Here is a 23,857-nt window from a genome sequence, read left to right on the forward strand (position 1 = left end):
GCCTAGCCGGCACGCGAATCTCCTGCGTTCTTAGGTCGGGCACCCCAAGAATCTGGCACCCGCTTCATTTATGCCCTCAGCTCTCGTTGTAATATCTGCCGAGCTGCTCAGGCTGGCAGGGCAGAGGAGAGAGCCCTCTCCCAATCCAGTGCCGTGCGAATGATCGTGCGGAGATCTGCGTACTGCGGTCGCCAACCGAAGTCGCGCCGAATTGCCGAACTCTCTGCGACCACCACCGGGGGATCCCCAGCCCTCCGATCACCCATTCTTACCGGCAATGGCGTGCCGACCGTCTTTTCCATACAGGCGAGCACTTCCAGCACAGATGCTCCCACGCCGTAGCCACAGTTGTAGATCTTCTGTTGCGCCCCAATGTCTTGTCGGATGTCCAGTAAAGCGAGGTAATGGGCATCAATGAGATCGGTCACATGGATATAGTCTCTCACACATGTGCCATCCGGGGTCGGGTAATCATTCCCGAAAACGGTCAAGAACTCTTTCTTACCCGTTGCCACTTGGCTCATCGCTTTTATGAGATGTGTTGCGTTTGAGGAACTTTGGCCTGAACGCCCGTCGGGGTCGGCGCCGGCCACATTGAAATATCTCAGACATACCGATCGCAGGCCATTCGAGCTACCAATGTCTCTCAACATGGCTTCTGTCATGAGCTTAGAGCGGCCATAGGGAGAAACTGGATTGAGCGGATGAGCCTCGCCCACTGGAGCGTTGGAGGAATCACCGTAGACGGCGGCCGTGGATGAAAAGATGATCCGAGGGACGTTGGCGGCGAGACACGCTTCGGCCAGCCGCAAAGACGTAAGAGTGTTTTTCTCATAGTACAGCGCCGGATTGGACACCGATTCCGGCACAACGACGTAGCCCGCGAAATGAACGACGGAGTCCACGCCCTCATCCCGGAGGATTCGGGTCATAGCTGCCTTGTCGCCCACGTCCTGTTGATAGAAGCGCACACCCTTAGGAACGAGCGATAGGTTGCCTCGGCTGAGATCGTCGCAGACGACGACCTTTTCGCCGCGATCCAGCAGTCCGAGAGCCATATGGCTTCCGATGTATCCGGCACCGCCTGTCACCAGAACACTCATTGGGTGGACCCTCTCCTATCCGCACGCGCGCTGCGGTCACGTATCCCGTGAGACCAGGACTTGATGGAATGCGCAACGCGCCAGGCCGCAAGGCCATCCCAAAGCGGTATGGACTGGGCCACGGCTCGGCGGCCCAATGTGATCGACGAAATCACCGGCTCAAGGGTGTCGAAGTCAACGAGGTGGTTGGTTCCGAGGGTGAGCGTGATCGGTCGCTCGGTCGTGTCGCGGAGGGTTAGGCACGGCACGCCCAGATAGCTCGTTTCTTCCTGGATGCCCCCGGAATCCGTCACCATTACAGCGGAGCCCGCCATCAGATTCACGAAATCAGTGTAGCCGACCGGCTCCAGCAACTTGATCGCCTGCCCCTCGAGCTTGTCGATCAAGCCGGTTTTGACCAGATTTGCCCGGGTTCTCGGGTGGACAGGAAAGATCACAGGAATGCGCTTCGCCAACTTCTTCAGGGCGTTGATGATCCGCTCCAGATTTTCCGGATGATCGACATTGGACGGGCGATGGAAGGTCGCAATGGCATACTCGCCGCCACGGAGTTCGTGCGCTGTGGTTACCCGTTCGATGGCGGCGTCGCTGACCACTCGAGTCAGCGAATCGATCATCACATTGCCGACGAACTCCACGCTGGCGTGCGGATGGCCTTCATGGAAGATCAGGTTCTGGGTCGCTGCTTCCGACGGGGCGAGCAGCAGGTCAGAAATTGAATCAATGATGATGCGGTTGATTTCCTCGGGCATACGCCGATCATGCGACCGCAAGCCGGCCTCAAGGTGAATAACGGGAAGTCCGGCTCTCTTGGCGGCGAGGGCGCCCCCTACGGCGACATCCACATCACCCGGGACGAGGACCGCGTCAGGCGTCGATTCAGCGATCAGTTTCGAGTACTCGCTGACGATACTTCCTAGGCGATCGCCAAAATTCTCAGTCGAGATATTAAGAACCGTGAAATCGACAATTCCAAATTCGCCAAGCAAGTCGTGAGACATGTGCCGGTGATCATGCTGCTTGATGAATACAAGCCGTGGCTGGCACCACTTTAAGGACCGGAGCGCAATATAGACCGGCGCAATTTTCATCACGTTCGGCCTCGTTCCGGCGATCAAGTCAATCTTCATCGGGAGCCTCGCTTTGGGAATTCGTGAACAGCAACCTATAGTGATCGCCAGGCCTCATAAAGGCGCCGACCCACCTCGTCGGGGTGGTGAAGTTCAAGGCGTTTGACCATAAAGTCTGCGATTAGCTGCCGGAACGGGCCGCCGCCGGTGACCAGCTCGTGAAGCTTTAGAGCCGCTTCCCAGCGGTCCCGGTAGAACAGCGGGTAGTCCTCACCCAGTTGCTCAAGCCTCACGGGGTTGAGTTTGGCGAGGACCGGCGTTCCCACCGCCATGGCATCAATGATCTTTCCCGAGCCGAGGAAATCCGCGTCCTTTTCCTCGTTGCCCACCACGGCGGTGCAGGCAGCGATCGCCGCCGGCATATCATCATAGGCGATAGGAGGAACTTGAAGACCAATCTGGTTCGTCACGGGCTTGCGAACGAAGCCTCCGTAGATGAACTGCAGCTGAGGGAAAAAGCGGGCGACATCCATCACGCCCGTCATTGCGATTGTGGGCATAGTTGCGGGGGCGATGCGCCCGAAATAGCCGATCGCATCCCCATTGGTGAACGCATGGCGGAATCGCAGCGTGCGTCGGGGCATCGGCTGGCGGAAACCGGGGTCGCAGGCTTGACCGACATAAAAGACCGGTTTGCGGATCAGGTCGGGTCCATCTCCGTACCAGTCCTTGAGGATGGCACGCGCCTCATCGTCCTCGTCGCGCTTAACCAACAGGTCGCGCCACGTCTGCGTGGTGGCTATGAGTCCATCGACCCTGTCGAACACCTCCGCATCGTACGGAACCGCCATGGTCACGCACGGAGCCCCACACTGAAGCAGTATTTCTTTATTATTCCTCACATAATAGAGGTCATATTCTTGAGAGGGCGGCGATACGTCGATTTCGGGATGTCCAAATGTCTCACATCCGTTAACATAGAGGATGTTGTTGTAATATACGTCAAAGTAAGCCGATGCTGATCGAAGGAATCGTGCTTCATTGATCTTGTCACCGCCTGTGGGCTCAAGGGTCCTGTTTGTACCAAGGAGGCAGTAGAGTTTTGGTTTCTTCACGGAAGTCTCAATGCTTCTTTGAGTGCTGCCTTGGTGCGCTCGATCCCGTAGGCCGCGTTCGCTCGGCGATGGAGGTCGGCGGCCCGGCGTAGCGTCCAGGGGGTAGCCCTGATCTTTTCGGCAGCCTCTTCCGGCGTCGAGACGATGAACTCTTCGAAGTCGGCGAACTGACCACGCGCGCCGCCGTACTGCGCGACCATCGGCCAGTTGCGGATAATCGGCACACAGCCGACAGACAGCCCTTCGACCACCGCCTCGTGAGTCCCCTCCCGATGACTGCAAGAGAGGACATACCCTACCTCCGACAAGGCTGCATGAGGTTGGTCCGTATGGGGCAGAATATCGATGGCGCCGGCCAGGGCAGGATCGGCAAGAAGGGCGTTGAACCGAACCCTGTATTCGGCCTCGAAGTCGGCGGCCGTCTCCCGCCAGCTCCCTCCCACCAGTTGCAGGCGCCAATCACCATCTGACCTGAGAATTTTCAGGATTTGCAGCGCGAAGATGGGGTCCTTGTTCGCGGTGGCCCAGCCCAGCATACAGAGGGTTCGCTTTCCCTCAGGATTTCTCTTGGCAACAGGAGCGGAGAAATCATGTCGGTTCGCGACAATCCCGGACTGAAGACCGGATACTCGCCCCAGCCGGTTCTGGGCCAGGAACAGCTGACGGATGTGATCAGCCACAAAGAGCGCCTTGTCCACGCGAGCCCAGTTTACGAAATAGTGCCAGTTGGCAAACGCCTCGTAGCTATGCAGCCGTACAATAAGCCGCTTGTGGGCCGGAAGGACGCTGGAAAAAAACACGGCCGGTTGATTTGCCCATTCTACAAATATGACGTCCGCCCAGTCCACCAGGCGCGCGGCGTCAGGCGCGGCCTTCCTGACGGCCTTCCACACCTGGGCCGCTGCGACCTCGGAAAAGAAGAACAGGCCCTCCGGCTTGGCGCTCTTCTCCGCGAAGGTGAGGCTTTGGAAATCCAGCGTCCGAAAGACGAACTCGGAGGCTTCGGTGTGTTCCATGGACTCGATCAGGGGCGAGACGAAATTCCAGTTGCTTGAGACGACAAGAACGCGCGTTCTCTGGTCTCGCCTGAACGAGGAAGGCACGCCGCCCTGCGGGGCACACAACGTCGCGGCGCGTGTGGCCGAGGTCAGGTTCTGCGCGAAAGGCCAGCTGCTCCAGATTGCCTCCTCTTCCTGCGCGATCCGCGGCTCGTAGCCGGCGAAGACCGCCTCATCGAGCAGGGGGGCCACCAGATCCATTCGGGTTCCGGCACTGTGCCGATGACGCAGATAACGGTCCATGACCAGACCGAATATGGCCGCCGTCCCCCGGGTGACAGGGTGACGCTCGACGTAATCCGCCATCGCGTCAAAGGCGGCGGCGTACCCGTTGCGGATGCCGAGGAGCCGGATATAGGTTAGTTCGAAACTGGCCCCGGATTCACCGGTCTTCCGCGCCTCGCGCAAGCCTGCCTCGATCCGTTCCAACTGCCGGCTGGCCCAAGCGGAGGAGGGCGCGTCATCCTGGACCGCGACATCGCCGGCAGCAGGCTCCGCCCGGCCCGCCCAGGCGGCCAGCGAAGAGATGATGGACGCAATGCTCGAAACGGCTCCCACGCCGTTTCTATCGATCAGGCTGTTCCGGAGTAGCGTGAGTGTCAGTCTCATGGCGGCGGCGTCGCCTGGCGCTCGGGCGAGGCGGACTAGCATCCATTCCGACACGCTGGACACTATCGAGGACTGATCACCTTCCAAGAGGTGTTTGCAGGACTGCTCCGCCTCGACGAACTGGCCCGCTTCCATGCACACCAGCATGCGTTCACGGGTCGCCTGGACATCTTCGCCTGTCGCCGCCAAGATGTCCGCATACGCGAGGGCCAGTTCGAACTCATCATCGTCTCTCAAGCGTCGGATAACGATGACGAGGTTGTTCCGGACTAGCGCAGGCGCGACGCCGTGCTTGTTCGCCCTGAATGCCCGCTGGACACGTTCCGGATCCAGGCGACGGCAAGTTTCGCTGAGCCTCGCGGCACCTTTGGCAGCTTGGGACGGCATCGCCAGCACGCCGAAAAGACGCTGGATCGCCTCGGCTTCGCGACGCAAATCCGGCTCAATGGTCGAACGGCGACGTTCAAGCCAGGCCGACGCCTCCTCGATCTCGCGAAGGCGTGCCTCAGACTCGCGGCGGCGGCCATCAGGCGCTGATGCGAGCTTGGGCTGAAAGGCCGATGCGACGCTTTTTCTCATCGGCCGCGTCAAGCGTGCGATGCTGCGTTTCAGTCCTTTCACGCGTCCCTCGCTGCCCCTCGGTCATTGACCACCGCACCCCCTTCCGCTGACGTCTCCGCCAATCGGTGCCGTTCTAACGTGGAAGAGCGACGCGTGATGCGCCGGGTCGGATAGCTCACGCTGACAGCCAAGTCGATGCCAATCTGGATCCCTCTTCGCCAACCTTGGTATGCCGTACTGTGAGGGACTGGATTGGAGACTCCAATCTTCAGGCGACCGCCGGCGAGCTGCCGCAAGTTCACAACCTGTGCGCTGTGGTGGACCGGGACGTGCGAAACGTTCGCTACTGAACCAGAAAGTCCATCGCGAACGGCGCGCGCGGGTCCGTCGTACCCAACATTCTACATGGATCGGAAACGAGGAACTGCCCATCCTTGGAGTGGCGGTTGCCAATTGCGCCCTGCGCTACCAAGCCGACCCAGCTGGCGGCTAACAGCTGGCAGGTTCTCTGCCCGCGCGCGAGGGGGGGACATATACCGTCAGCCAATGCACCGGGGATATCGACGCCCGCAGTCAGGATTGCTAGGGGACTCTTCAGATTGGGAGGGCGCATGAGAATTCTGGTGCTTGCAGACGCTGGATCTGCGCACACGCAGGGGCTGATCCGAGCGCTCGTCAATGCTGGCGTCGATTGCAAAATCATATCGTTCAGGCCCGCCGCTTGCGACGTCGAAGTCATCAGCCTTGAGCCTGGTTCAGATCAGTCAGACCGCAACCACCAGCGACTGGCGGACCTGGCGCAGACTGTGATCAATGAGTGGAAACCCGATTTCATCAACAGTCATTATGTCACCGTCTATGGGGCTTTGGCCCTGCGGCTTTCAGGTGCGCCCCATATCGCATCGGTTTGGGGGTCCGACATCCTGGTGCGCCCGGCACGTTCCATTGCTGCGGCTGCGATTGTCCGCGAGGTGTTGTCGAAAGCCATCGCCATCTTTGCCACGTCTCGGGTGTTGGCTACGGCGGCTCGCGGTTATTCGGACGCGCCAATTTTTGTGACTCCATTTGGAGCCGATAATGCGACGGCCCAAACGGATCGAACGCCGATTGAAGGCGCCGGCATCACCCACCCGCTCATCATCTCGTGCGCCAAAGGGCTACGAGGCTACTATGGTCTCGACACTGCGATAAGGGTCATCGGACTCCTAAAAACGCGGGGCAGGCAGGTCCGTTTCAATATCGCTGGCGATGGCCCGCTTAAAGCGTCGCTCGACACGCTGGTTGCAGAACTCGGGCTGGAAGATGAGGTGCGGTTCCTGGGTCACCTCGAACGCGACGCGGTCGCCCAGCTCCACGCCGCGTCACACATCGCGCTTTATCCATCTCGCAATGAATCGTATGGCGTTTCGCTGTTGGAAGCGCTGCACGCTGGCACGCCCGTTGTTTCGACGAGGATCGGCGGCATCCCCGATGTTCTGTGGGAGGAAACCTATTGCGCAACTGCGGCAGTCGATGACGTCGTCGGGCTCGCGAATGCGGTTGAGAGGTTGGCGGCACCGAAGCGCTGGAAACCGTCATCGGATTTGGCGCGAGCGCATGCCAGCCGGTTCGAATGGTCAAAGACGATTAAGTATTTTACGGCCGCCCTAAGGATACTGAGCGAAAGCCAACCTGAGCAGTTGGCCAACCTCACCGGACCGACGATCCAGGATGTGGAGCAGGCCAAAACCCATGGACTGTATGTCGTCCACTACCCTTTCGGAACGAGGGCACGGGCCGTGTCGGCTAGGCCGTTGCGGGTCAAGGCGATGATTGCCGCGCTCCAAAGGGCGGCCGTGGTGATCACCGCTACAGGCTCGGGACGAAAAGAGCACGTCTTCGCTCTAATCCAACTTTACCAACGGCTTGGCGTGCCGCTTCTCGCGAGCTACGCGGAAGGCCATTCGGTGCCCTATCTGTCCTTCAACCGACTAACGGACTTTGATTGGCGATTTTACGAGTACCGGTTCCTCCGGAGATTGGCGAAACGGGCGCCGCTGATTTGGTTCATCAGGGACGCTCACCCGTTATTTGCCTTCCATCGGAAAGTGGTCGGAGTGGCGGAGCATTGGAAGCGACGCATATTATTCCAACTGGACTTGGCGGTGATCGGCAGTATCGCCACAAGGGTCGCCGTGCCATCGACCCGGTTCGCCGAGTTGCTGCCCAAATCCCTGTTCGAGAAGGCGCTTACGCTGCCTCCAGGGACCGACGAGACGGCCGGCGGATACCGCCTGACTGATCGCTTGGCGGCGCTTCGAAATCGGCAACTGAATATCCTATACGCTGGAGGCCTCGGGCCGACTTACAACTGCCTACCCCTACTTGCGGCATGCTGTTTGGTTCGAAGCCTCGGCTATGACGTCCGCGTCGGCCTCTTTGTCCGCCCCGAGGAATATCAACGCTATAAGGAGGCATTGAGCCTGTTCTGGCTCCGACAAGCCTTCACCACCTACCATGTCGATTATGAGCGCCTCAAGACGGTGGCCAAGGACTACAATCTCGCGGCCATTGCGCTTCGGACCACGACCTATCAGGCGTACGCTTACCCAGTTAAAACCTTCGATTACATGTCGTTCGGCTTGCCGCAGGTAATTACGCGGGGGATTGGAGCCGCCGCCTTTGTTGAACGAGAGGGGATAGGCTGGGCGTGCGGCGATTCAGTAGCCGAGATCGCGCAGACCTTGCTTGGCGTCCTGCAGTCGCACGACGCCTACACGACCGCTAGTCTCCGAGTGCATGAGCGACGTGCCGCTCACACTTGGGCGATCCGTGCCCAACGCGCTGTCAGCGTGGACGCTCCATTCGACTTCCCCTCGGCATTGGGCGAAACCATATCGCTCGACCGATCAATCCCGGCGGAATACGATGCCCAATTCTGGCAGTACGCGCGAATCCTGCAGGAACAAGTGGACGAGGCGTCCGCCACGCATTTTGATCAGAAAGCAGCTTGAATGACCCGCCGCAACTGCACCGAGTTCGACAAGATCAGTCGGGCTCTGTTCAACCTTGGACACCAAGATATCACTGATTTCGAGAACGAGATCGTCAGTCGGCCGCGCGGTCGAAAGGGCTCGATCAAGGTCGCCGAGCAGGCCTTTATGAAGGTGGTGACGGGATTGTCTCTGTCAAACCTGCTTGAGGTTGGAGGAAATGACGGCCGTCACTCACGCCGCTTTCTGGAGGAGACATCAACTACTGTGCACACGTTCGAGCCAAACGTGTTCGCGATCCCCTTTTTTGCAGAGATCGTTTCGAATGAACGTTTTCGCTTCAATCCGTTCGGCCTTTCGGACCGGGCTGGATTGGAAACGTTCAACATCCTCACTGGTCTACAGGGACGTGATTTCGAGCCTGTCAACGGTTGCAGCTCCTTCGCTGGACTGGATCGGCCCGATGCCAACTATCGGCAGGTGGCAGCCATCATGCAACGAGGCGATACCTATGTGAGCAAGCTTAGTATTGAGGGAGCGTTTGGTCTATGGGTCGATGTCGAGGGCTACGCGAAGTTCGTGTTGGAAGGTTTCGGCGATCGCCTTGCCAACGCCGCCGTCGTTCTATGCGAGACCGAAGTTCTCGATCTTTACTCCACCGGAGCCAACGCGGACGATGTCGTTCGCTCTCTCCAGGCGGCTGGCCACGAGATTGTTTTCCGTGATTTTCAGAACTTCGGTCAGTTCAACATTTTGTCAGTACATCAGAGCGTTGCGGCAGAAGCTAGGGCGCTAGTTCGACCGATCCTCCAGCCCTTTGTGGACGGCCTGAAGATTCAGCCCGACTAGATCTCCTAAAGGTTGCGGTTCCATCTAAGCACGCTCACGGGTGCTGTCAGTCTCACGCGATACGTCTCTGCTGTTATGACAAGTGTTCATGCGGGCAGGGGGCTTGTGATCATTGCCGGGCGATTTGGCTCTAATACTGCTTCAGCCTGAGCTTACGAGACCCAAAACAGACTCGGGTAGGCTTGGCATTGTCGTTTCGTACTAAGTTATTCGGGCATCGCCGATTAACTTAGACCCGCAGATCGCGAGAAACCTCCAGTGTCGGCGGCCAGTGCTTTCCCGGCAGGCTCCCTCCCCAAAATGGTCAGCAAGCGAATGTACATCCGGCGCGGGGTCGGTCTGTCAGCCGATCCAAAAGCGGCAAAGGCGGCCACCAGGTGAGCCGAACAGAGCGAGCTCTCGGCCGTAGGGCGGGGTTAAGTTGACGGCCTCCTCAAGCCTAACCCTCAGCTTGATGGACCTTCGGTAGCTACTGGTTGTCAGCGACAACATTATAAACTCGCGTGAGCTCACGGCATTGGGCCTGCCAAGACGCAGCACTTCGGAAGTGCTCGTCCTTGAATGCGGCCTCATAGGTGGAACCGGAATTCAGCACATGGATGGCTGCCCGAGCCAGGTCGAGCGAGTCACCTGGAGCACATAACGCGCCAATCGGCCATTCGGCCAAGAACCGGGCCATTTCCGCGGTAGTTGTGCTCACAACAGGCAGGTTCGCGGCGATATATACGAACAGCTTGTTGGGCAGTGAAACCTCGGCGTTGCCATAGGTATCCATAGATACTACGCCGATATCTGCCTGTCTTGAGAGCGAGATCAGGAAACGGCTGTCAACGTGGCCGTGCAAGTGAAAGCGGCTCTCGACGCCCGCTTCCGTCGCTAACTCATTGAGAGCCTTAAGATAGTCTGGCTTTCCGGACCCCACGCAGACCAAATGGGCCGTGGGGAGATGCCTCAGGGCTAGGAGGACCGTCTCAATCCCCCTTCCGGGGCGAACACTGCCCACGTGAAGCAGAAAGGCTGCCTCCGGGCCAATTCCGTGAATGGACCGGAGGCAGTGATTGTAGGGTTCGGCACAGGTGTCGTCGATCGTATTGAGGATGACGTGGGGGGCTGTGGATAAGCCGTATAGGGCTGAGAGTTTTTGGCCCAGAAGCGGGCTTACCGTTATGACTGCATCCGCACTCGTCAGATGAGCTTTCTCCCATGTGAGCCCCGCTTGGATCAGGTCCCGTTTGACGTCAATCACGGCGTCGTACCCTGCGGCATACTCGTGCACGTCATGAACCCATCCGCCGCCGGCCGCGACCGCAGTCGGACCAGCTATGGCGCCAACGATGACGCCGTCCATATCGTGGGTATGCAAAACGAGTTGAGGCGCACCGACCTCTTTGATGAGGCGGTCCAAATCGCGCCCGGTCGCGGCCAACGCCAATTCCCGCCACGCGGCGCGATTTCGTGAAATACCTGCCAGTCGCAGGCGACGCCCAATTTGCTCTCGGTGATCGGGCAGCAGGATTAAAGCAGGTGTCGTGCTGAGCACAGAAGCGCCGCCCGCTTTGCGACCAACTCCTAAAGCTCGCCCAGCGGGGCTGTCGGCGCATTGAAGAGCTCGCATGACCCGCGGATCGTCCGTGACGCTGTTGCTCACAAACACCACTCTATCGAACCTACTACGGACTAAATCTGCCCTCAGCTCGAATCCGGGAAGTCGTTCGAGGATCGCCTCCAAGCCCCGGCTAAGCCTGAGCGCTCCGCAGGATGCCACAGCCTGGATTCTCTGGCGGCGCTTGGAAAAGGCAAGCCAGCCAACATGGCTTTGCGTCCCAGGCTTGCGCGGGCACCAGCCAAGGAAATCCAACGCGGTGAACGCTTTGGGCCGCGCCTCCATGCCGTCGGACCTGACGTCAAACAGGCGCGTCTGCATCTCGACCAGATTCTTCGGCAGCCTGATGCGCAGGTGCGGTTCCAAGTGGCTTGGCAGCGCGCCATGAATGAAAAGGCGCCCGCCCGGCTTTAGGAGCGAGATCGCGATCCAGTCGGCTTCCAAGAGGGACGGGCCTGCATCTTGCAAGGGAGAAGCGCAAGTCACCACGTCGTATCGATCGCGGTGCCACGTCAGATCTTCGGCGCTGCGAATCGCGAGGGTCGCGTCGGTCTGTTCGTAGAGCCACTGTCGCGCACCTTCGGTGGCTGGAACAGCTACGATATGGGCATCTTTCAGATTACGTAACGCCGATAGTAGCCGATCCTCCATTTCGACGCCGGTGCAAAGAATTTTCGGTGCACTCGCTCGAACCACGGATCGAATGGCCGCCTCGATGTCGTTGAACCCCCGGCTTCGTCGAACCCGATGCAGGAGCATCACTAATGGTCAGATCGAATTTGCCGCAGATTGGAGAGAAAGACTTGATGAGGCAGGGCGAAATTACCCGTGACAACCTGGCCTTCCTCGACACTGCGGGTCACCACAGCGCCCATTGTCACTTTGGCCCCTTGTCCCACAGTCGCACCGTTAATGATCACCGATCCTGGCCCAATATAGGCGCGATCACCAATCAGGGCGCGGCCCATGATGGCGGCATGACCGCAAATTGTTGCTAGGTTACCGACTTGTACGTCATGGGCGATGTAGGCGTGGTGATCGATGGCTACCTCGGAGCCGATAACGGTTTCTCCACCGAACATGGCGGCGTCAATAGAGACACCTCCTGCAATATCAGCGCCGCGACGAATCCTCACACCCCCGAATGCCGGGAGAATGCGACGCCGCCTCCGGCGGTCCCCAAATTGAAGGCGGCATCGCCCAAGGTGCAATTTGCTCGGATGTGTACGTCTTCTTCGATGACCACACCGGCGTGCACGACCGTAAACGGACCAACAACAGCGCCCGCCTCGATTGTCACCCCGAAAGGAGAAACGCTAGCCCGTTCGTCTATGGAAGCCGTGGGATGAATGACCGTCGGAATGCTTTGGAGGCGACGTTGATGGGAGGCACCGCATTCCAAGTGTATCTCAGCATGGGCGCGATCGGGATCATCACAAACCGCAACGGCCAGCCGTTCGTCCAACTGCGAGGCCAATGCGGGCGAGGTCAGAACGGCTGTAACGTTTGAGGCACCATTGGTCTGTTGTACGTATCGTTCCGACCTCAGGGGCACGAGACGTCCAGGCAGGGGCGTAGAGAGCTTTCCCGTTCCCTCAAATTCACCGTCACGGATGACGGTGAGGCCATACTTTCCGTCAAAAATCTTCAGGCGCATTGTCACCCCCAGGTTGTGGCTTTGGACGCTTCTGTTAGCAGGCGTAGCACGGGAATGGCCTCCTCAGGGCCAGTCACGCAATCGGGCTGGCCTCTGGTTGCGGAGACAAAAGCTTCCATTTCCGCGCGTAGTGGTTCCTTCGGGTCGAAGGGAAGGGACTCGCCGTCCGTCTTCCTGAATGCCGGCTGCGCGCCAGTGCGATCCACAAAGTCTTTGTAGAGCATCAAGCGACGCGACGGATCTGCCGCATGATCATCGAGGATCAGCGCCCCCTTTTCGCCGAGCACCGTCAAACGATGCTCCTTATAGGGTGAGAGCCAGGAAACATCGGCCGTCGCCGTAACCGAATTCGCAAATTTCATGGATGTGACAAAGCGGTCTGGCAGTCCGGGGGTTACGATCTCGATCGCAAGTGAGCTGACGGCCTCGGGGTAAGACCCTGCAAGGCCCAGGATCATCGAAAAGTCGTGCGGAGCCAGACTCCACAGCGCGTTCTCTTCTGAACGGATTGCGCCCGGGTTGAGGCGGTTGGACGCAATGTGGCGCACCATTCCAATCTCGCCTGCTCGTACCCCCTGCTTCAAACGCAGGAAGCCAGGGTGGTACTGGAGGAGGTGACCCACCATCAAGGTCAGAGCCCTTTCCCGTGCCAATGCGGCGATTTCCTCAGCGTCATCGACCGTCATCGCTAGCGGCTTCTCGACAAAGACATGTTTTCCCGCGAGCAGCGCTTTCTTCGCGAGTTGTGCATGGTCAACCGCTGGTGCGGCGATCACGACCCCCGCGATTGAATCGGACTCAAGCGCAGCGGACAAATGACGCTCGATCGGAGCCGACACGCCGTCAGGCAGCTGTGACTCCGATAGGAACGGGTCCACAATCATTCGGAGCTCGCCGAGAGCCATCAAATTGCGAGCCAGATTTCGCCCCCATCGACCGCATCCAACCAGTGCAATACCCATACGTCTTGTCCTCTTTTCGTCTGCGCCCTCTCTTCGACCGCTGCCCTTGCAGGGTCAAGCCGTACGAGTCCAGATATCTCCCACGGGCGAATGGAAGCCGCTAGGGTTACATTTTCGGCGGGTTGGTCCTATTGAACCGCTCCCCCATCCGGGGGCTAAAAGAAGGGCAACTTCGTGCTATGCGGGTAGCAACGATATTTGGAACGCGGCCAGAAGCGATCAAGATGGCGCCCGTTGTCGCTGAATTGCGGGCGACTGCCGGCGTTGATTGCATGGTGTGGTCAACCGGTCAGCATCGCCAGATGCTCGATCAGGTGCTAGGGCTGTTTGATCTGCAGGCTGATGCGGATCTCGGCTTGATGAAGCCAGGACAGACTCTCAATGGGCTGTTTGCAGCTGCGGTGGCCGGAGTGGACCGCATGCTTGAGGGGGAGCCCCCCGATGTCGTTCTCGTTCACGGCGATACCTCAACTGCCGCCGCCGCCGCCACGGCCGCGTTCCATCGACGTATTCCAGTCGCACACGTGGAGGCGGGCCTGCGTAGCAGGCGCCTGGACCAGCCGTGGCCCGAAGAGTTTAATAGGCGGCTTGTGGATATGGTCAGTTCATTGCTTTTCGCCCCCACGGAAGGCGCCCGCGAGAATTTGCTTAACGAGGGTTCTGACCCTTCCAAGGTCTTCGTAACGGGAAACACCGTTATCGACGCCCTGTTGGCCATGATTGCGAGAATGGAGTCAGAGCCTTCCATTCGTACTCGTTTGGACGAGACGTATCAGTTCCTGTCCTCCGCTAAGAAGCTTGTACTGGTGACGGGGCACCGGCGTGAGAGTTTTGGTGGAGGATTCGAGAATATCTGCGAGGCCCTGAGACGGCTTGGCGAGGACCCCGAAGTGGAGATCATTTACCCCGTCCACTTGAATCCGAACGTCAAAGAGCCGGTGCAGCGGTTGCTGGGTGGCTCGGATCGCGTGCACTTGGTCGAACCGGCCGACTATGAGGCCTTTGTCTACCTTATGGACCGGTGTGACGTGATCCTCACGGATTCGGGCGGCGTTCAGGAGGAAGCGCCGTCACTGGGAAAACCGGTCTTGGTGATGCGGGACGTCACCGAGCGGCCCGAGGCGATTGATGCTGGAGTGTCACGTTTGGTGGGTACCGATCCCGACAGGATCGTTGCAGGGGTGAACGCCGCGCTGGAACAGGGTATGCAGCGTGGAATTACAAATCCATACGGCGACGGCCAAGCCAGCCGGCGCATTGTGCAGGAAATTTTGAATGCCGCTGACGATCTACGCTGATTTCCAGGCTGGAGCCCACGAGCGCGTCGTTATCGGGGTAATCGGTCTCGGCTACATCGGCCTTCCGACCGCTGCAGCTTTGGCCGCGGCTGGCCATCGTGTGATTGGTTGTGACGTCAAGCCCGATGTGATTGCAGCCATCGGGAAGGGCGAGAGCCATATTGTCGAGCCTGGTCTTGATGACATGTTGCGCGCCGTCGTGGACCGGGGCGACCTAACGGCTCAGATCGAGGCGCCCGAGGCCGACGTTTATCTGATCGCAGTGCCGACCCCTACCGGCGATGATGAATATCGGACGCCCGACCTCAGCTATGTGTTCGCTGCTGCAGAGGCGATCGCCCCGAAACTGCGCGTGGGTGCGCTTGTTGTTCTGGAATCTACCTCGCCTGTCGGCGCTACGCGTCAGATGATCGCTCGGATGGCTGCGGCCAGGCCGGATCTTCGGTTCCCCGAGACGGGCCGTCCCGAAGATGAGATCGATGTGGATGTGGTCTATTCGCCTGAGCGGGTCATTCCGGGACGGACCATGGAGGAGCTCACTTCGAACGCCCGGGTCGTGGGTGGCGCCACGCCGCGCGCCGCCCTTCGGGCCGCCGCCATCTACCGCACACTCACAAAGGGCGAACTGCTGCTGACGGACGACCGTGCCGCCGAGTTCGTCAAGCTTGCCGAAAACGCCTTCCGAGACGTGAACATTGCCTTCGCCAACGAACTATCGCTGATTTGCGACGAGCTCGATCTGAATGTCTGGGAAATCATCCAGCTGGCCAATCACCACCCGCGCGTGAACATGCTACAGCCCGGGCCCGGGGTGGGTGGGCACTGCATCGCGGTGGACCCCTGGTTCATCGTGGCCCAGGCGCCGAAGACGGCGCGCCTCATTCGAACCGCCCGCGAGGTTAATGACGGCAAACCCCAGTTTGTCATCGATAAGGTCTGCGCTCTGATGGACGCTGACCCGGACCTGAAGCTCGCCTGTCTCGGACTTGCCTTCAAGGCGGATGTGGACGACTTCCGTGAAAGCCCCTCGTTCAATATCGCACGGGCCCTCACGGCGCTCTTTCCCGGACGGGTCGTCTGCGCCGAGCCTTTTGCGGACGCGTTGAGGCCTGACCACGGCCTCACGATTGTAGAGCCGACCGAAGCCTTCGCAGCGCCTCTGGTAGTCGCCCTGGTCCCCCATACGGCGTTCAAGTCCATGATGCGCCCGGATGGCAGGTGATCGACGCCTGCGGGCTCTGGCGTTAAGCGCGCAATCGACGGCCCCTCCGATTGAGCTGCCGTCATTCACTGACGGATCAGACAGACCATGTGCGGAATTATAGGCGTGACCGGGACGTCCCAGGCGGCCCCTTTGATGATCGACAGCCTCAAGCGTCTGGAATACCGGGGCTATGATTCCGCCGGGGTCGCCGCCCTGGTGGACGGCCGTATCGAGCGGCGCCGGGCCAAGGGCAAGATCCGGGAGCTGGAGGCGGTTCTCGCTGACCAGCCCCTCACCTCCGTCGTCGGCATCGGCCACACACGCTGGGCCACCCACGGCCCGCCCACCGAGCCCAACGCTCACCCCCACAAGGCGGGGCGCGTGGCGGTGGTGCACAACGGCATCATCGAGAATTTCGCCGAGCTGAAGGCCGAGCTTGAGGCCGCGGGGCGCGTCTTCGAAAGCCAGACGGACACCGAAGTGGTGGCCCATCTGATTGACGCGCGGCTGGACGCCGGCGACGAGCCCATGACGGCCTTCAAGACCGTGCTGGACCGCTTGAGCGGCGCCTATGCGCTGGGCGTGCTGATCGAGGGCCATGACGACCTCATTCTGGGCGCGCGCAAGGGCAGTCCGCTGGTGGTCGGCTGGGGCGACGGCGAGATGTATCTGGGCTCCGACGCCCTGGCCGTCGGCCCGTTCACCCAGCAAATCAGCTACCTGGAGGAAGGCGACTATGTCGCCCTGACCCGCGACGGCGCCGACATCCGGGATAACCAGGGCCGGAAGGCCAACCGCCCCGTGGTGGTGGTCTCGGCCTCAGCCGCCATGGTCGAGAAGGGCGAGTACCGCCACTTCATGGAGAAGGAGATTCACGAACAGCCCGACAGCGTGCAGCACACTCTGTCGGCCTATCTGGATCTGGTCGCCCAGAAGGTGAAACCGCAGGACGCCATCGACCTGACCAAGGTCAGCCGCATCCAGATCGTGGCCTGCGGCACGGCCTTCTACGCCGGCGAGATCGCGCGCTACGCCTTCGAACGGCTGGCCGGCGTGCCCTGCGATGTGGAGATCGCGTCCGAGTTCCGTTACCGCAGCCCGGCCCTGACGCCCGGCACCCTGGTCGTCGCCGTCAGCCAGTCCGGCGAGACCGCCGACACCCTGGCCAGCCTGACATGGTGCAAGGCGCAGGGCTTCGACACCGCGGCGGTGGTCAACGTCCACACCTCGTCCATGGCGCGCGAGGCGGCGGCCATGTGGCCCACCTGGGCCGGGCCGGAGATCGGCGTCGCCTCGACGAAGGCCTTCACCGCCCAGGTGGCGGCGCTGCTGTCGCTGGCCCTCGCGGCCGGCGTGGCGCGGGGCCGGGTGGCGCCGGACGAGGAAGCGCGGCTGGTGAAGGCCCTGTTCGAGGCGCCGCGCCTGATCGCCGAGACGCTTCAGGCCGACGACGATCTCAAGGCTGTCGCCCATGACCTGTCAAAGGCGTCGGACGTTCTGTTCCTGGGCCGGGGCGTCATGTACCCCCTGGCCATGGAGGGAGCGCTGAAGCTGAAGGAGATCAGCTACATCCACGCCGAGGGCTACGCCGCCGGCGAGTTGAAGCACGGCCCCATAGCCCTGGTGGACGAGGAGACGCCCGTCATCGCCCTGGCGCCCATGGACGAGGTGTTCGAAAAGACCGCCTCGAACCTGCAGGAAGTGGCCGCGCGCGGCGGCCCGGTGGTGATGATCACGGCAAAAGGCGCGCCGTCCCCCCACGGCGCGGCCGTGAGGCGGGTCGAGATTCCGGCCTGCGACCCCTTCATCGCGCCGCTGGTCTATGCCGTGCCGGTTCAGCTGCTGGCCTATTACACGGCCGTTGAGAAGGGCACGGACGTGGATCAGCCGCGCAATCTGGCCAAGTCCGTCACGGTCGAATAGGCGGCCCTACGCTCCGGCTGGGCGGTTTAATCGGCGAACTATGGCGCTCGCGTCCAGCATCAAAGGCTACGACAGGGCGTCACCGAGCCGAACCATAGCCGTTCATCCCATTATGCGACGAAACCAGATACCTATTAGATCTGTTGCACGCGCCTTTTGCATATCGGGGAGAGATTGAGCTTCTCTAGAATTCCAAAAGGGTGAATCCGGCCTCTGTAAGGACTGATCCTAAAAACGCACATCCAGACAGTAGTACGGCGACAAACGGAGCGCGTTCTCTCGATCACCCTTGGCCACCTTATTCCAATGAGCCATCCCCTCAGCATCGTCCATGATGAATGGGTTCCATAGCGGTGCTGGAAGCATCTCAATAGATTTGGATAGCGCGTTGAGTACTGGGCTATCTGTATAAACCTCGAAGGGTACGGTGTGTTCGGCCCAATTCCCATTACGCGGATCGGCAGTATTGTTCTCTGCCGGGCAGTAGCGGACTAAATGTCCGCTAGAGAGATATATATCGACAGCCCTTTCGATGTCTTCTCTCCGCCAGCCGCGCGTGGCAATGGCCAGGTCGCGCACTTCCGCCGGAAGCAAACTTGGTGCATATTCACGAACGATCTGAGCCCGCACGTTGGCATAGGCACTGGGGTTTCCGTCGCCCAATTCACCTTCGGATTGCGCGTGCAAATTGTGGAACGTCTGACGCTCGCTCTCCAAATAGAAGTTTGCTCCCGACCCCATGAACCAACGCCCTCCGGACTTGGTAGCGGCATGTAGGTCTATGAAATACTGGCGCAGATTGTAGACGTGTTCGAGCACATCGTAATTTACGATAACATCGGCCTTCAATTTCGCCGCGTCCATTTCCCGCCGGAAGTCGTGTGTGTCGCCCAAGAAAAACGGCCCGGGCTTAGCCCCCACAGCCCGCACAAGGATTTGAGCATCCTGGGAACTGGTCGGAAAAATCTCGCTGTGGACGACTGTGCCCACGCCGATTTTTCGTGCGATCAGCGACAGCACCCCGTGACCGCCTCCATAGTCCACAACCGTTAGTTCAGAGAGTTGCGCTGGATGGTAAGACTCGAGTGCGTGAGAGAGAATATGGGAGTATTTGGTCAGGTTATAGTGGCGGCGGAACGGCCGGCCGAAAACCACATCCATGTAGCGCTGACTGTAGGGTGACATGCCCAAATCGCTTAAACGAGGAGCGATTTTCCTAAGCGACTCTTCCAAGTTTGTGCAAGCAACGGCCAGAAGTTTGTTTAACGAAACATTGCAGCCAAAGTAGGGTAAATCTTCAAATGGGAATTTGTATTCAGGCATTTATATTCCGATAGCGCGAAAAGAACGATAATTGGTGATCCATATTTCTGATGGATCAGCCGAGAGCTATGAGCGGTAGCGCTAGTGATAACCGAAGACCTAGATCGCCGTCGTCATCACATACTGCCTTGTACTGCCTATCTTGAATGGCTGATCTATTTCTTAAGGTGTGAATTGAAACGGGAGAGCTGCAGATTGACGCGTTGCCTTGCACAGGTTGGAATGTTCTAAAACATCCACGCAGTGTGGTCTTCGTGGTTTCCACTAAGCAGGATCCTCATGTCGGCCACACCGTCCCCGTTGATGTCCATCAGGACGGTTGTAGTCGTGGTGTCGGCGGCATAGCTGAGCGTCATCTGGCCAGCAGCCCCGGTGAACTCGTCAACGAGAGCGAAGGCCTGATCTCCGTTGATCGTCGAGTTCGCGTCAATGGCGGAAAGATCAATGAATTCATTGAACCGTAAGTCCAGGATGCGGTCTGGTGAGTCGACTGTGGAGTCCGTCGCGGCCAAATAGAGAAATGTGTCTACGCCGTCGCCGCCCTTCAACTCGTCACCTAGAGCTCCGCCGTACAGGGTATTATTCCCATCGTTGCCAATGATGATGTTGGCTTTGGCGTTGCCCCCGCCGTACAAATTCGAGGACCCGATCAAGGTCAAGTGCTCGAGATTAGTGTGAAGCGTCCAGCTTTGGGAGGAGCGGACGGTATCTATCCCCTCGTTGCGAAACTCGACGATTTTGTCGTTTCGGCTGTCTACGAGATAACTGTCGTCGCCGAGTCCGCCTTCCATCCGGTCATCGCCCGCCCCCCCCCTGGATTTCATTGTTTCCGCTATTGCCAACCAACCTGTTGTTCAAATCATTGCCGCCAGCAAAAATGCTTCCGGTGCCAGCAAGAAACAGATTTTCTACGTTCTCGTGCAGGCTGATCGAAGCTGTGGATCGAACTGTATCGATGCCTCCATCAACCTCCTCCACAGCCCGGTCGCCTCGATCATCGAAGACATAATAGTCATTGCCAGCGCCGCCGACCATCCGGTCTGCCCCGCCACGACCGTCCAAGACGTCGTTGCCATCTCCGCCGAACAGCCGATCTTCGCCGAGATTTCCTGTCAGCGTATCGTCGCCCATTCCTCCCTCGAGCGTTGATCCCATGATGTACCCGTCTGGTATTTGTGCCCCACTTAGGGAGACATTAAGCGTATATGACGCTCCTACAGGGACCGGTGCATAATCCACAAAACCATCGGACCCAGGTCCTGCATAGGTGCCCACGACGATGTAATAGACGCCGCCCGCCGGAACGGTGAAGCTGAGGAAGGAGTCCTGCCTGACGCTGCTGCCGACATCGATGGGCCCGTCGTCGTTTTGCGCCAGGGGGTTGCCGGCCGCGTCATAGATCCGGACCACCGTGTCGATCCCGGACGTGCCGTCGATATCGATAGTGACTGTCTCGCCTTCACCCGCGGTGAAGCGGTACCACTCGTGGGTTCCGCTCCCCGTCGCCTGACCCGTGGCATGCGGAATGGTCGTGGAGGAGATGATCCCTGCATCGAACTGAAGCCCGAAGCCGCCGTCCAGCGAGAAGGCTGTTCCTCGGGTGTTGATCACCTGCCCCTGCGCCTTGACCAGATCGGCCACGGCCACGGCGATGGGCGTCGCCGCCGCATACATGATGTCGTTGCCCGACCCGCCGGTGGCGCGCTCGACCACCGCGCCATGGGCGATGGCGACATTGCCGGTCAGGCCGCCAACGTTGGAAAAGTGGCCCTGACGCAGGTCGATCAACTGGTTCTGGGAATAGCCCGAGAAATCCAGGGTGTCATAGCCGCCCGCGTCCCAGACCGCGAAAATCAGGGCGTCACCGCTGTCGTCGGCGGAGTAGAAATCCCGGTCCGTGTTCGAGTTGAACCCGTAGATCGTGTCTCCGGTCCGGGTGCTCATATTGGCGCCGTAGATCAACTGGATCGCGGCGATGTCGTCCAGCAGGGGCGCGGCCGGGTGGTTGCCCTGGAACGCGGCGCCCGTGATGCTCTCGGACCAGTAGCTCATCACACTGAACTGGCGGGTGTCCTCCCGGTAGTCGGCGTCGGCATAGGTGGGATTGCCTTCGCTGGCGTCATAGTCGCCCGGATGCAGAAGGCCGAGCGCGTGGCCGATCTCGTGGGTCAGGGTGTGCCGACCGTAGTTCATGTAGGCGGGCGAAGCGTTGTACCAGAGCGAGTTGTTGACCCAGACGTCGCCGTTGGCGGCGCTCGCGGCGCTGTTTCCCGGCAGCGAAGCGAAGGCTGCGGCCCCCTCGGCGCCGGAGGCATAATTGCTGAACAGTATGGCGGCGTCGTTGGAATAGCCCGAGCCGCCCACCCGGTCGAAAGTGATGTTTGCCAGGTCCGACCAGCTCTGGAGCGCCAGCAGGGTCTGGGCGATCTGGGTCTCGTTGAAGCGCGAGAAACCCGAGGTTTCGTTGGGCATGGTCGCCGGGCCCGTGTCGCGGAAAGCGAAGGTGACCACCGCGCCGGGGCCGTTGCCCCAGATCAGGCCTGCGCGCGCCAGGGCGCCCGCTGCGCCCTCTACGGTGTAGGAGGGCTTGCCCCCGAACGGCCCGCCACCCCGGTCCTCTGCATTGATGCGGAAAGGTTCCTCGACCTGAGGCCAGTCCTGCTCATGGCGCACGAAATAACCCAGACCGCAGATGCCGCACATGGCGCATTTCCTCCATTCACCCTATGCTGGACATTAGACACGAGGGTGAGCACCACAACCCTCTTTGTTCGACCCCAACAAGTTGTGATGGCCCAGGCAGCACAACGCGAGCGCCCGGGCCCCGAGCCCGGCCAGCCATCCGCCTGACGCGAGAGCTATCCGGCGGCTGGCGTCATCACCAGAGGTCGAGGAAGTTGTCGAAGTCGCCGTACGGCATGATCCGTATGTCGGACGCCAGCAGGATGTCGTCCGCCGACGGCAGCCAGGTCAGGGTCGCCTGACCCGCCTCGCCGGTCAGTTCGTCCACGGGGCTTAATGACGGTTCGCCTGCGACGTTGGCGTCGAGGCGCCCAGATCGATGAAGTCATCGGCGTCGTCTCCGGCGGCAGCCTCCGCCACCAGGGGCATCTTGTCGTCGAAGCGACCGCCGCCGACATTGATCTGTTCAGGCATGAAGACGTCGCATGACCAACCGGGCACGAGGGGCCTGAACGCCTCGGGATCCATCAGTCCGGTGAATCGCGCCTGGGGCGTATACTGGCCGTAAATGTCCGTGGTCGAAGAGAAGCGGGTCGGCGCCACGAAATCATTCGGGCCCGACTCTGTGTCGAGAAGGACCAGGCCAAGACCGGAATTGAGATAGGCGTACATGGACGTGGCCTCCAATCAGGACGTCTGCGACCTTAACGGGCAAACGCCGGCTATCAACATACTTATGTCCAGTTTCCCCGTTTCGTGTAGGAAAATGGACACGCATCCGACCCTGCCCGGACTTATCGCCGCGCTCCTCGTGGCCGGTTCCGGTTGGGCGCAGCTTCGGAGACCCGCGCCATGACCATCGGCATCCCGGCGCTTCAGCCGGCGGAGCATTTCGCCGGAAGCTGGCGCATGAGCGGAGGGAGCGCGTCCTGCGTCATCACGCTTCGCGCTGATCCAACGCCCGTGCCCCGCCCGGCGGCGCCGAGCTTCGCCCTGGACGTCGAGGGAACCTGCCCCGGCGGACTGGAGCAGGACGCATTCGGGGCCTGGCGGCCCGCCTCGGACGGGATCGACCTGACGGATGAGCAGGGCCGGACACGTCTGTTCCTCTCGCGCACCGCCCCCGGCGTCTACGAAGCCACCCTGCCCTCGGGCGAGGCGATCCGTCTGACGCGCGGCTGATCCCGCTGCCGAGCGTCAGCCTTCGATGCCGAGGAATTCTCGAAGTCCTCGTTGCCGTACATCACGATCCGTATGTCAGCCACGCCGTCGCCGTCGCTGTCGCCATCGACATCGGGACGGAGAAGGGTGAAGCCCGCCGACGGCAGCCCGGTCAGGGCCAGCTGGCCCGCCTAACCGGTCAGTTCGTCCATCTGGGTGAAGGACTGGTTGCCCGCGACGTTGACGTTCGCATCGATATTCCGCAGGACGTCCGCCCTCAGGCCGCATGTTGCGGTCGTAGTCCGGGAAGCTGGAATCAGAGACTACATTGTAGTGAAGGTGTCTGCGCCATCGCCGCCTGATCTGACCGATATCTGCCAGTCTGGAGGCAGGGGCCTGTGGGGCTTGCGTGCCAGAGGTCGTTCAGGTGCACCGTCGACGAGCCGTCAGCTCACCACAAAGCCGCTGATGCACCACAGCGCAAGGCACCGACGATCGTAAAGATTTCCAGCATCCGTCACTCTGAAAGGAGCCGCGTCGCGGACGGTGTCTGTAGGCTGGCCACGAAGGTCAACGCGGCCGTCAAGCTGCCGGTCGGGACGTCACTGCGGCCGCTTCCATTCCCGCCGAGCCTGTCTCCATGCCCGGGCGGCGACTCGCCGTAAGCGCGCCATGCGGCCTAATCCTGCGGGAGGCCTGTATGTGAG

19 protein-coding genes are annotated in these 23,857 nt (G+C 60.3%); 6 read left to right on the forward strand and 13 right to left on the reverse strand.

What is annotated here, in order from left to right; all coding sequences use genetic code 11:
- Positions 1 to 107: 107 nt before the first annotated feature.
- From galE to MBEBAB_RS10745, 4 genes are read right to left on the reverse strand one after another with little or no spacing between them, the layout of a single operon-like run.
- On the reverse strand, positions 108 to 1,103 hold the full coding sequence (gene galE, locus MBEBAB_RS15700) for a UDP-glucose 4-epimerase GalE (RefSeq protein WP_021698011.1): 996 nt from the start codon (positions 1,101 to 1,103) through the stop codon (positions 108 to 110).
- Positions 1,100 to 2,233: a non-hydrolyzing UDP-N-acetylglucosamine 2-epimerase gene (gene wecB / locus MBEBAB_RS10735; RefSeq protein ID WP_021698012.1), complete on the reverse strand. Its 1,134-nt coding sequence runs from the start codon at positions 2,231 to 2,233 to the stop codon at positions 1,100 to 1,102. The genes galE and wecB (MBEBAB_RS10735) overlap by 4 nt, the downstream gene beginning before the upstream one ends.
- 35 nt (positions 2,234 to 2,268) lie before the next feature.
- Complete coding sequence (locus MBEBAB_RS10740; RefSeq protein ID WP_148291509.1) at positions 2,269 to 3,288, reverse strand: glycosyltransferase family protein; 1,020 nt, start codon at positions 3,286 to 3,288, stop codon at positions 2,269 to 2,271.
- Positions 3,285 to 5,576, reverse strand: coding sequence for a glycosyltransferase family protein (locus MBEBAB_RS10745; RefSeq protein WP_148291510.1), 2,292 nt, complete (start codon positions 5,574 to 5,576; stop codon positions 3,285 to 3,287). Before MBEBAB_RS10745 ends, MBEBAB_RS10740 begins: the two co-directional genes overlap by 4 nt.
- Positions 5,577 to 6,127: 551 nt before the next feature.
- On the opposite strand from MBEBAB_RS10745, the gene MBEBAB_RS10750 reads away from it, so the two are divergent.
- Together MBEBAB_RS10750 and MBEBAB_RS10755 are read left to right on the forward strand one after the other, a co-directional pair.
- Positions 6,128 to 8,509, forward strand: coding sequence for a glycosyltransferase (locus MBEBAB_RS10750; protein ID WP_045319211.1), 2,382 nt, complete (start codon positions 6,128 to 6,130; stop codon positions 8,507 to 8,509).
- Positions 8,510 to 9,337 (forward strand): class I SAM-dependent methyltransferase, encoded by an 828-nt coding sequence (locus MBEBAB_RS10755; RefSeq protein WP_045319212.1) that lies wholly within the window; start codon positions 8,510 to 8,512, stop codon positions 9,335 to 9,337. It abuts the gene before it with no gap.
- A 469-nt stretch (positions 9,338 to 9,806) separates the two neighbouring features.
- On the opposite strand, the gene MBEBAB_RS15705 is transcribed toward MBEBAB_RS10755, so the two are convergent.
- The 4 genes from MBEBAB_RS15705 to MBEBAB_RS10765 are packed head-to-tail and all read right to left on the reverse strand — an operon-like array spanning position 9,807 to position 13,559.
- Positions 9,807 to 11,699, reverse strand: a complete 1,893-nt coding sequence (locus MBEBAB_RS15705; protein ID WP_021698016.1) for a glycosyltransferase family 4 protein — start codon at positions 11,697 to 11,699, stop codon at positions 9,807 to 9,809.
- Between the two features lie 2 nt (positions 11,700 to 11,701).
- The gene (locus tag MBEBAB_RS15710) at positions 11,702 to 12,022 is read right to left on the reverse strand and encodes an LbetaH domain-containing protein (RefSeq protein WP_081703495.1); all 321 of its coding nucleotides are present in this window, start codon (positions 12,020 to 12,022) and stop codon (positions 11,702 to 11,704) included.
- 50 nt (positions 12,023 to 12,072) lie between these two features.
- A complete protein-coding gene (locus MBEBAB_RS15715; RefSeq protein WP_081703496.1) occupies positions 12,073 to 12,597 on the reverse strand; it encodes a hypothetical protein in 525 nt (174 codons plus the stop codon).
- Positions 12,598 to 12,599: 2 nt separating this feature from the next.
- Positions 12,600 to 13,559, reverse strand: a complete 960-nt coding sequence (locus MBEBAB_RS10765; protein ID WP_045319214.1) for a Gfo/Idh/MocA family protein — start codon at positions 13,557 to 13,559, stop codon at positions 12,600 to 12,602.
- 224 nt (positions 13,560 to 13,783) lie between these two features.
- Between MBEBAB_RS10765 and wecB (MBEBAB_RS10770) the strand changes: the two genes are divergently transcribed.
- From wecB (MBEBAB_RS10770) to glmS, 3 genes are all read left to right on the forward strand, one after another.
- Positions 13,784 to 14,857, forward strand: coding sequence for a non-hydrolyzing UDP-N-acetylglucosamine 2-epimerase (wecB, locus tag MBEBAB_RS10770; RefSeq protein ID WP_277905876.1), 1,074 nt, complete (start codon positions 13,784 to 13,786; stop codon positions 14,855 to 14,857).
- Complete coding sequence (wecC, locus tag MBEBAB_RS10775) at positions 14,835 to 16,079, forward strand: UDP-N-acetyl-D-mannosamine dehydrogenase (protein ID WP_021698018.1); 1,245 nt, start codon at positions 14,835 to 14,837, stop codon at positions 16,077 to 16,079. Before wecB (MBEBAB_RS10770) ends, wecC begins: the two co-directional genes overlap by 23 nt.
- Positions 16,080 to 16,166: 87 nt before the next feature.
- A complete protein-coding gene (gene glmS / locus MBEBAB_RS10780) occupies positions 16,167 to 17,984 on the forward strand; it encodes a glutamine--fructose-6-phosphate transaminase (isomerizing) (RefSeq protein ID WP_045319216.1) in 1,818 nt (605 codons plus the stop codon).
- 228 nt (positions 17,985 to 18,212) lie between these two features.
- On the opposite strand, the gene MBEBAB_RS15720 is transcribed toward glmS, so the two are convergent.
- The 5 genes from MBEBAB_RS15720 to MBEBAB_RS10795 all read right to left on the reverse strand — a co-directional run bounded on the left by MBEBAB_RS15720 (position 18,213) and on the right by MBEBAB_RS10795 (position 22,661).
- Positions 18,213 to 19,307 (reverse strand): class I SAM-dependent methyltransferase, encoded by a 1,095-nt coding sequence (locus tag MBEBAB_RS15720; protein WP_081703497.1) that lies wholly within the window; start codon positions 19,305 to 19,307, stop codon positions 18,213 to 18,215.
- 227 nt (positions 19,308 to 19,534) lie between these two features.
- Positions 19,535 to 20,098 carry a M10 family metallopeptidase C-terminal domain-containing protein gene (locus MBEBAB_RS15205; protein WP_158332139.1) on the reverse strand — a complete coding sequence of 188 codons (564 nt, stop codon included), beginning with the start codon at positions 20,096 to 20,098 and terminating at the stop codon, positions 19,535 to 19,537.
- 4 nt (positions 20,099 to 20,102) lie between these two features.
- Positions 20,103 to 22,010, reverse strand: coding sequence for a M57 family metalloprotease (locus MBEBAB_RS18090; protein WP_021698021.1), 1,908 nt, complete (start codon positions 22,008 to 22,010; stop codon positions 20,103 to 20,105).
- A gap of 175 nt (positions 22,011 to 22,185) precedes the next feature.
- Positions 22,186 to 22,317, reverse strand: a complete 132-nt coding sequence (locus MBEBAB_RS18095) for a hypothetical protein (protein WP_021698023.1) — start codon at positions 22,315 to 22,317, stop codon at positions 22,186 to 22,188.
- A 5-nt stretch (positions 22,318 to 22,322) separates the two neighbouring features.
- A complete protein-coding gene (locus MBEBAB_RS10795) occupies positions 22,323 to 22,661 on the reverse strand; it encodes a hypothetical protein (protein ID WP_021698024.1) in 339 nt (112 codons plus the stop codon).
- Between the two features lie 180 nt (positions 22,662 to 22,841).
- Between MBEBAB_RS10795 and MBEBAB_RS10800 the strand changes: the two genes are divergently transcribed.
- Positions 22,842 to 23,171 carry an AprI/Inh family metalloprotease inhibitor gene (locus MBEBAB_RS10800; protein WP_021698025.1) on the forward strand — a complete coding sequence of 110 codons (330 nt, stop codon included), beginning with the start codon at positions 22,842 to 22,844 and terminating at the stop codon, positions 23,169 to 23,171.
- Positions 23,172 to 23,857 lie beyond the last annotated feature (686 nt).

This window comes from Brevundimonas abyssalis TAR-001 (assembly GCF_000466985.1).
In the GTDB taxonomy this organism is placed as follows: Bacteria; Pseudomonadota; Alphaproteobacteria; order Caulobacterales; family Caulobacteraceae; genus Brevundimonas; species Brevundimonas abyssalis.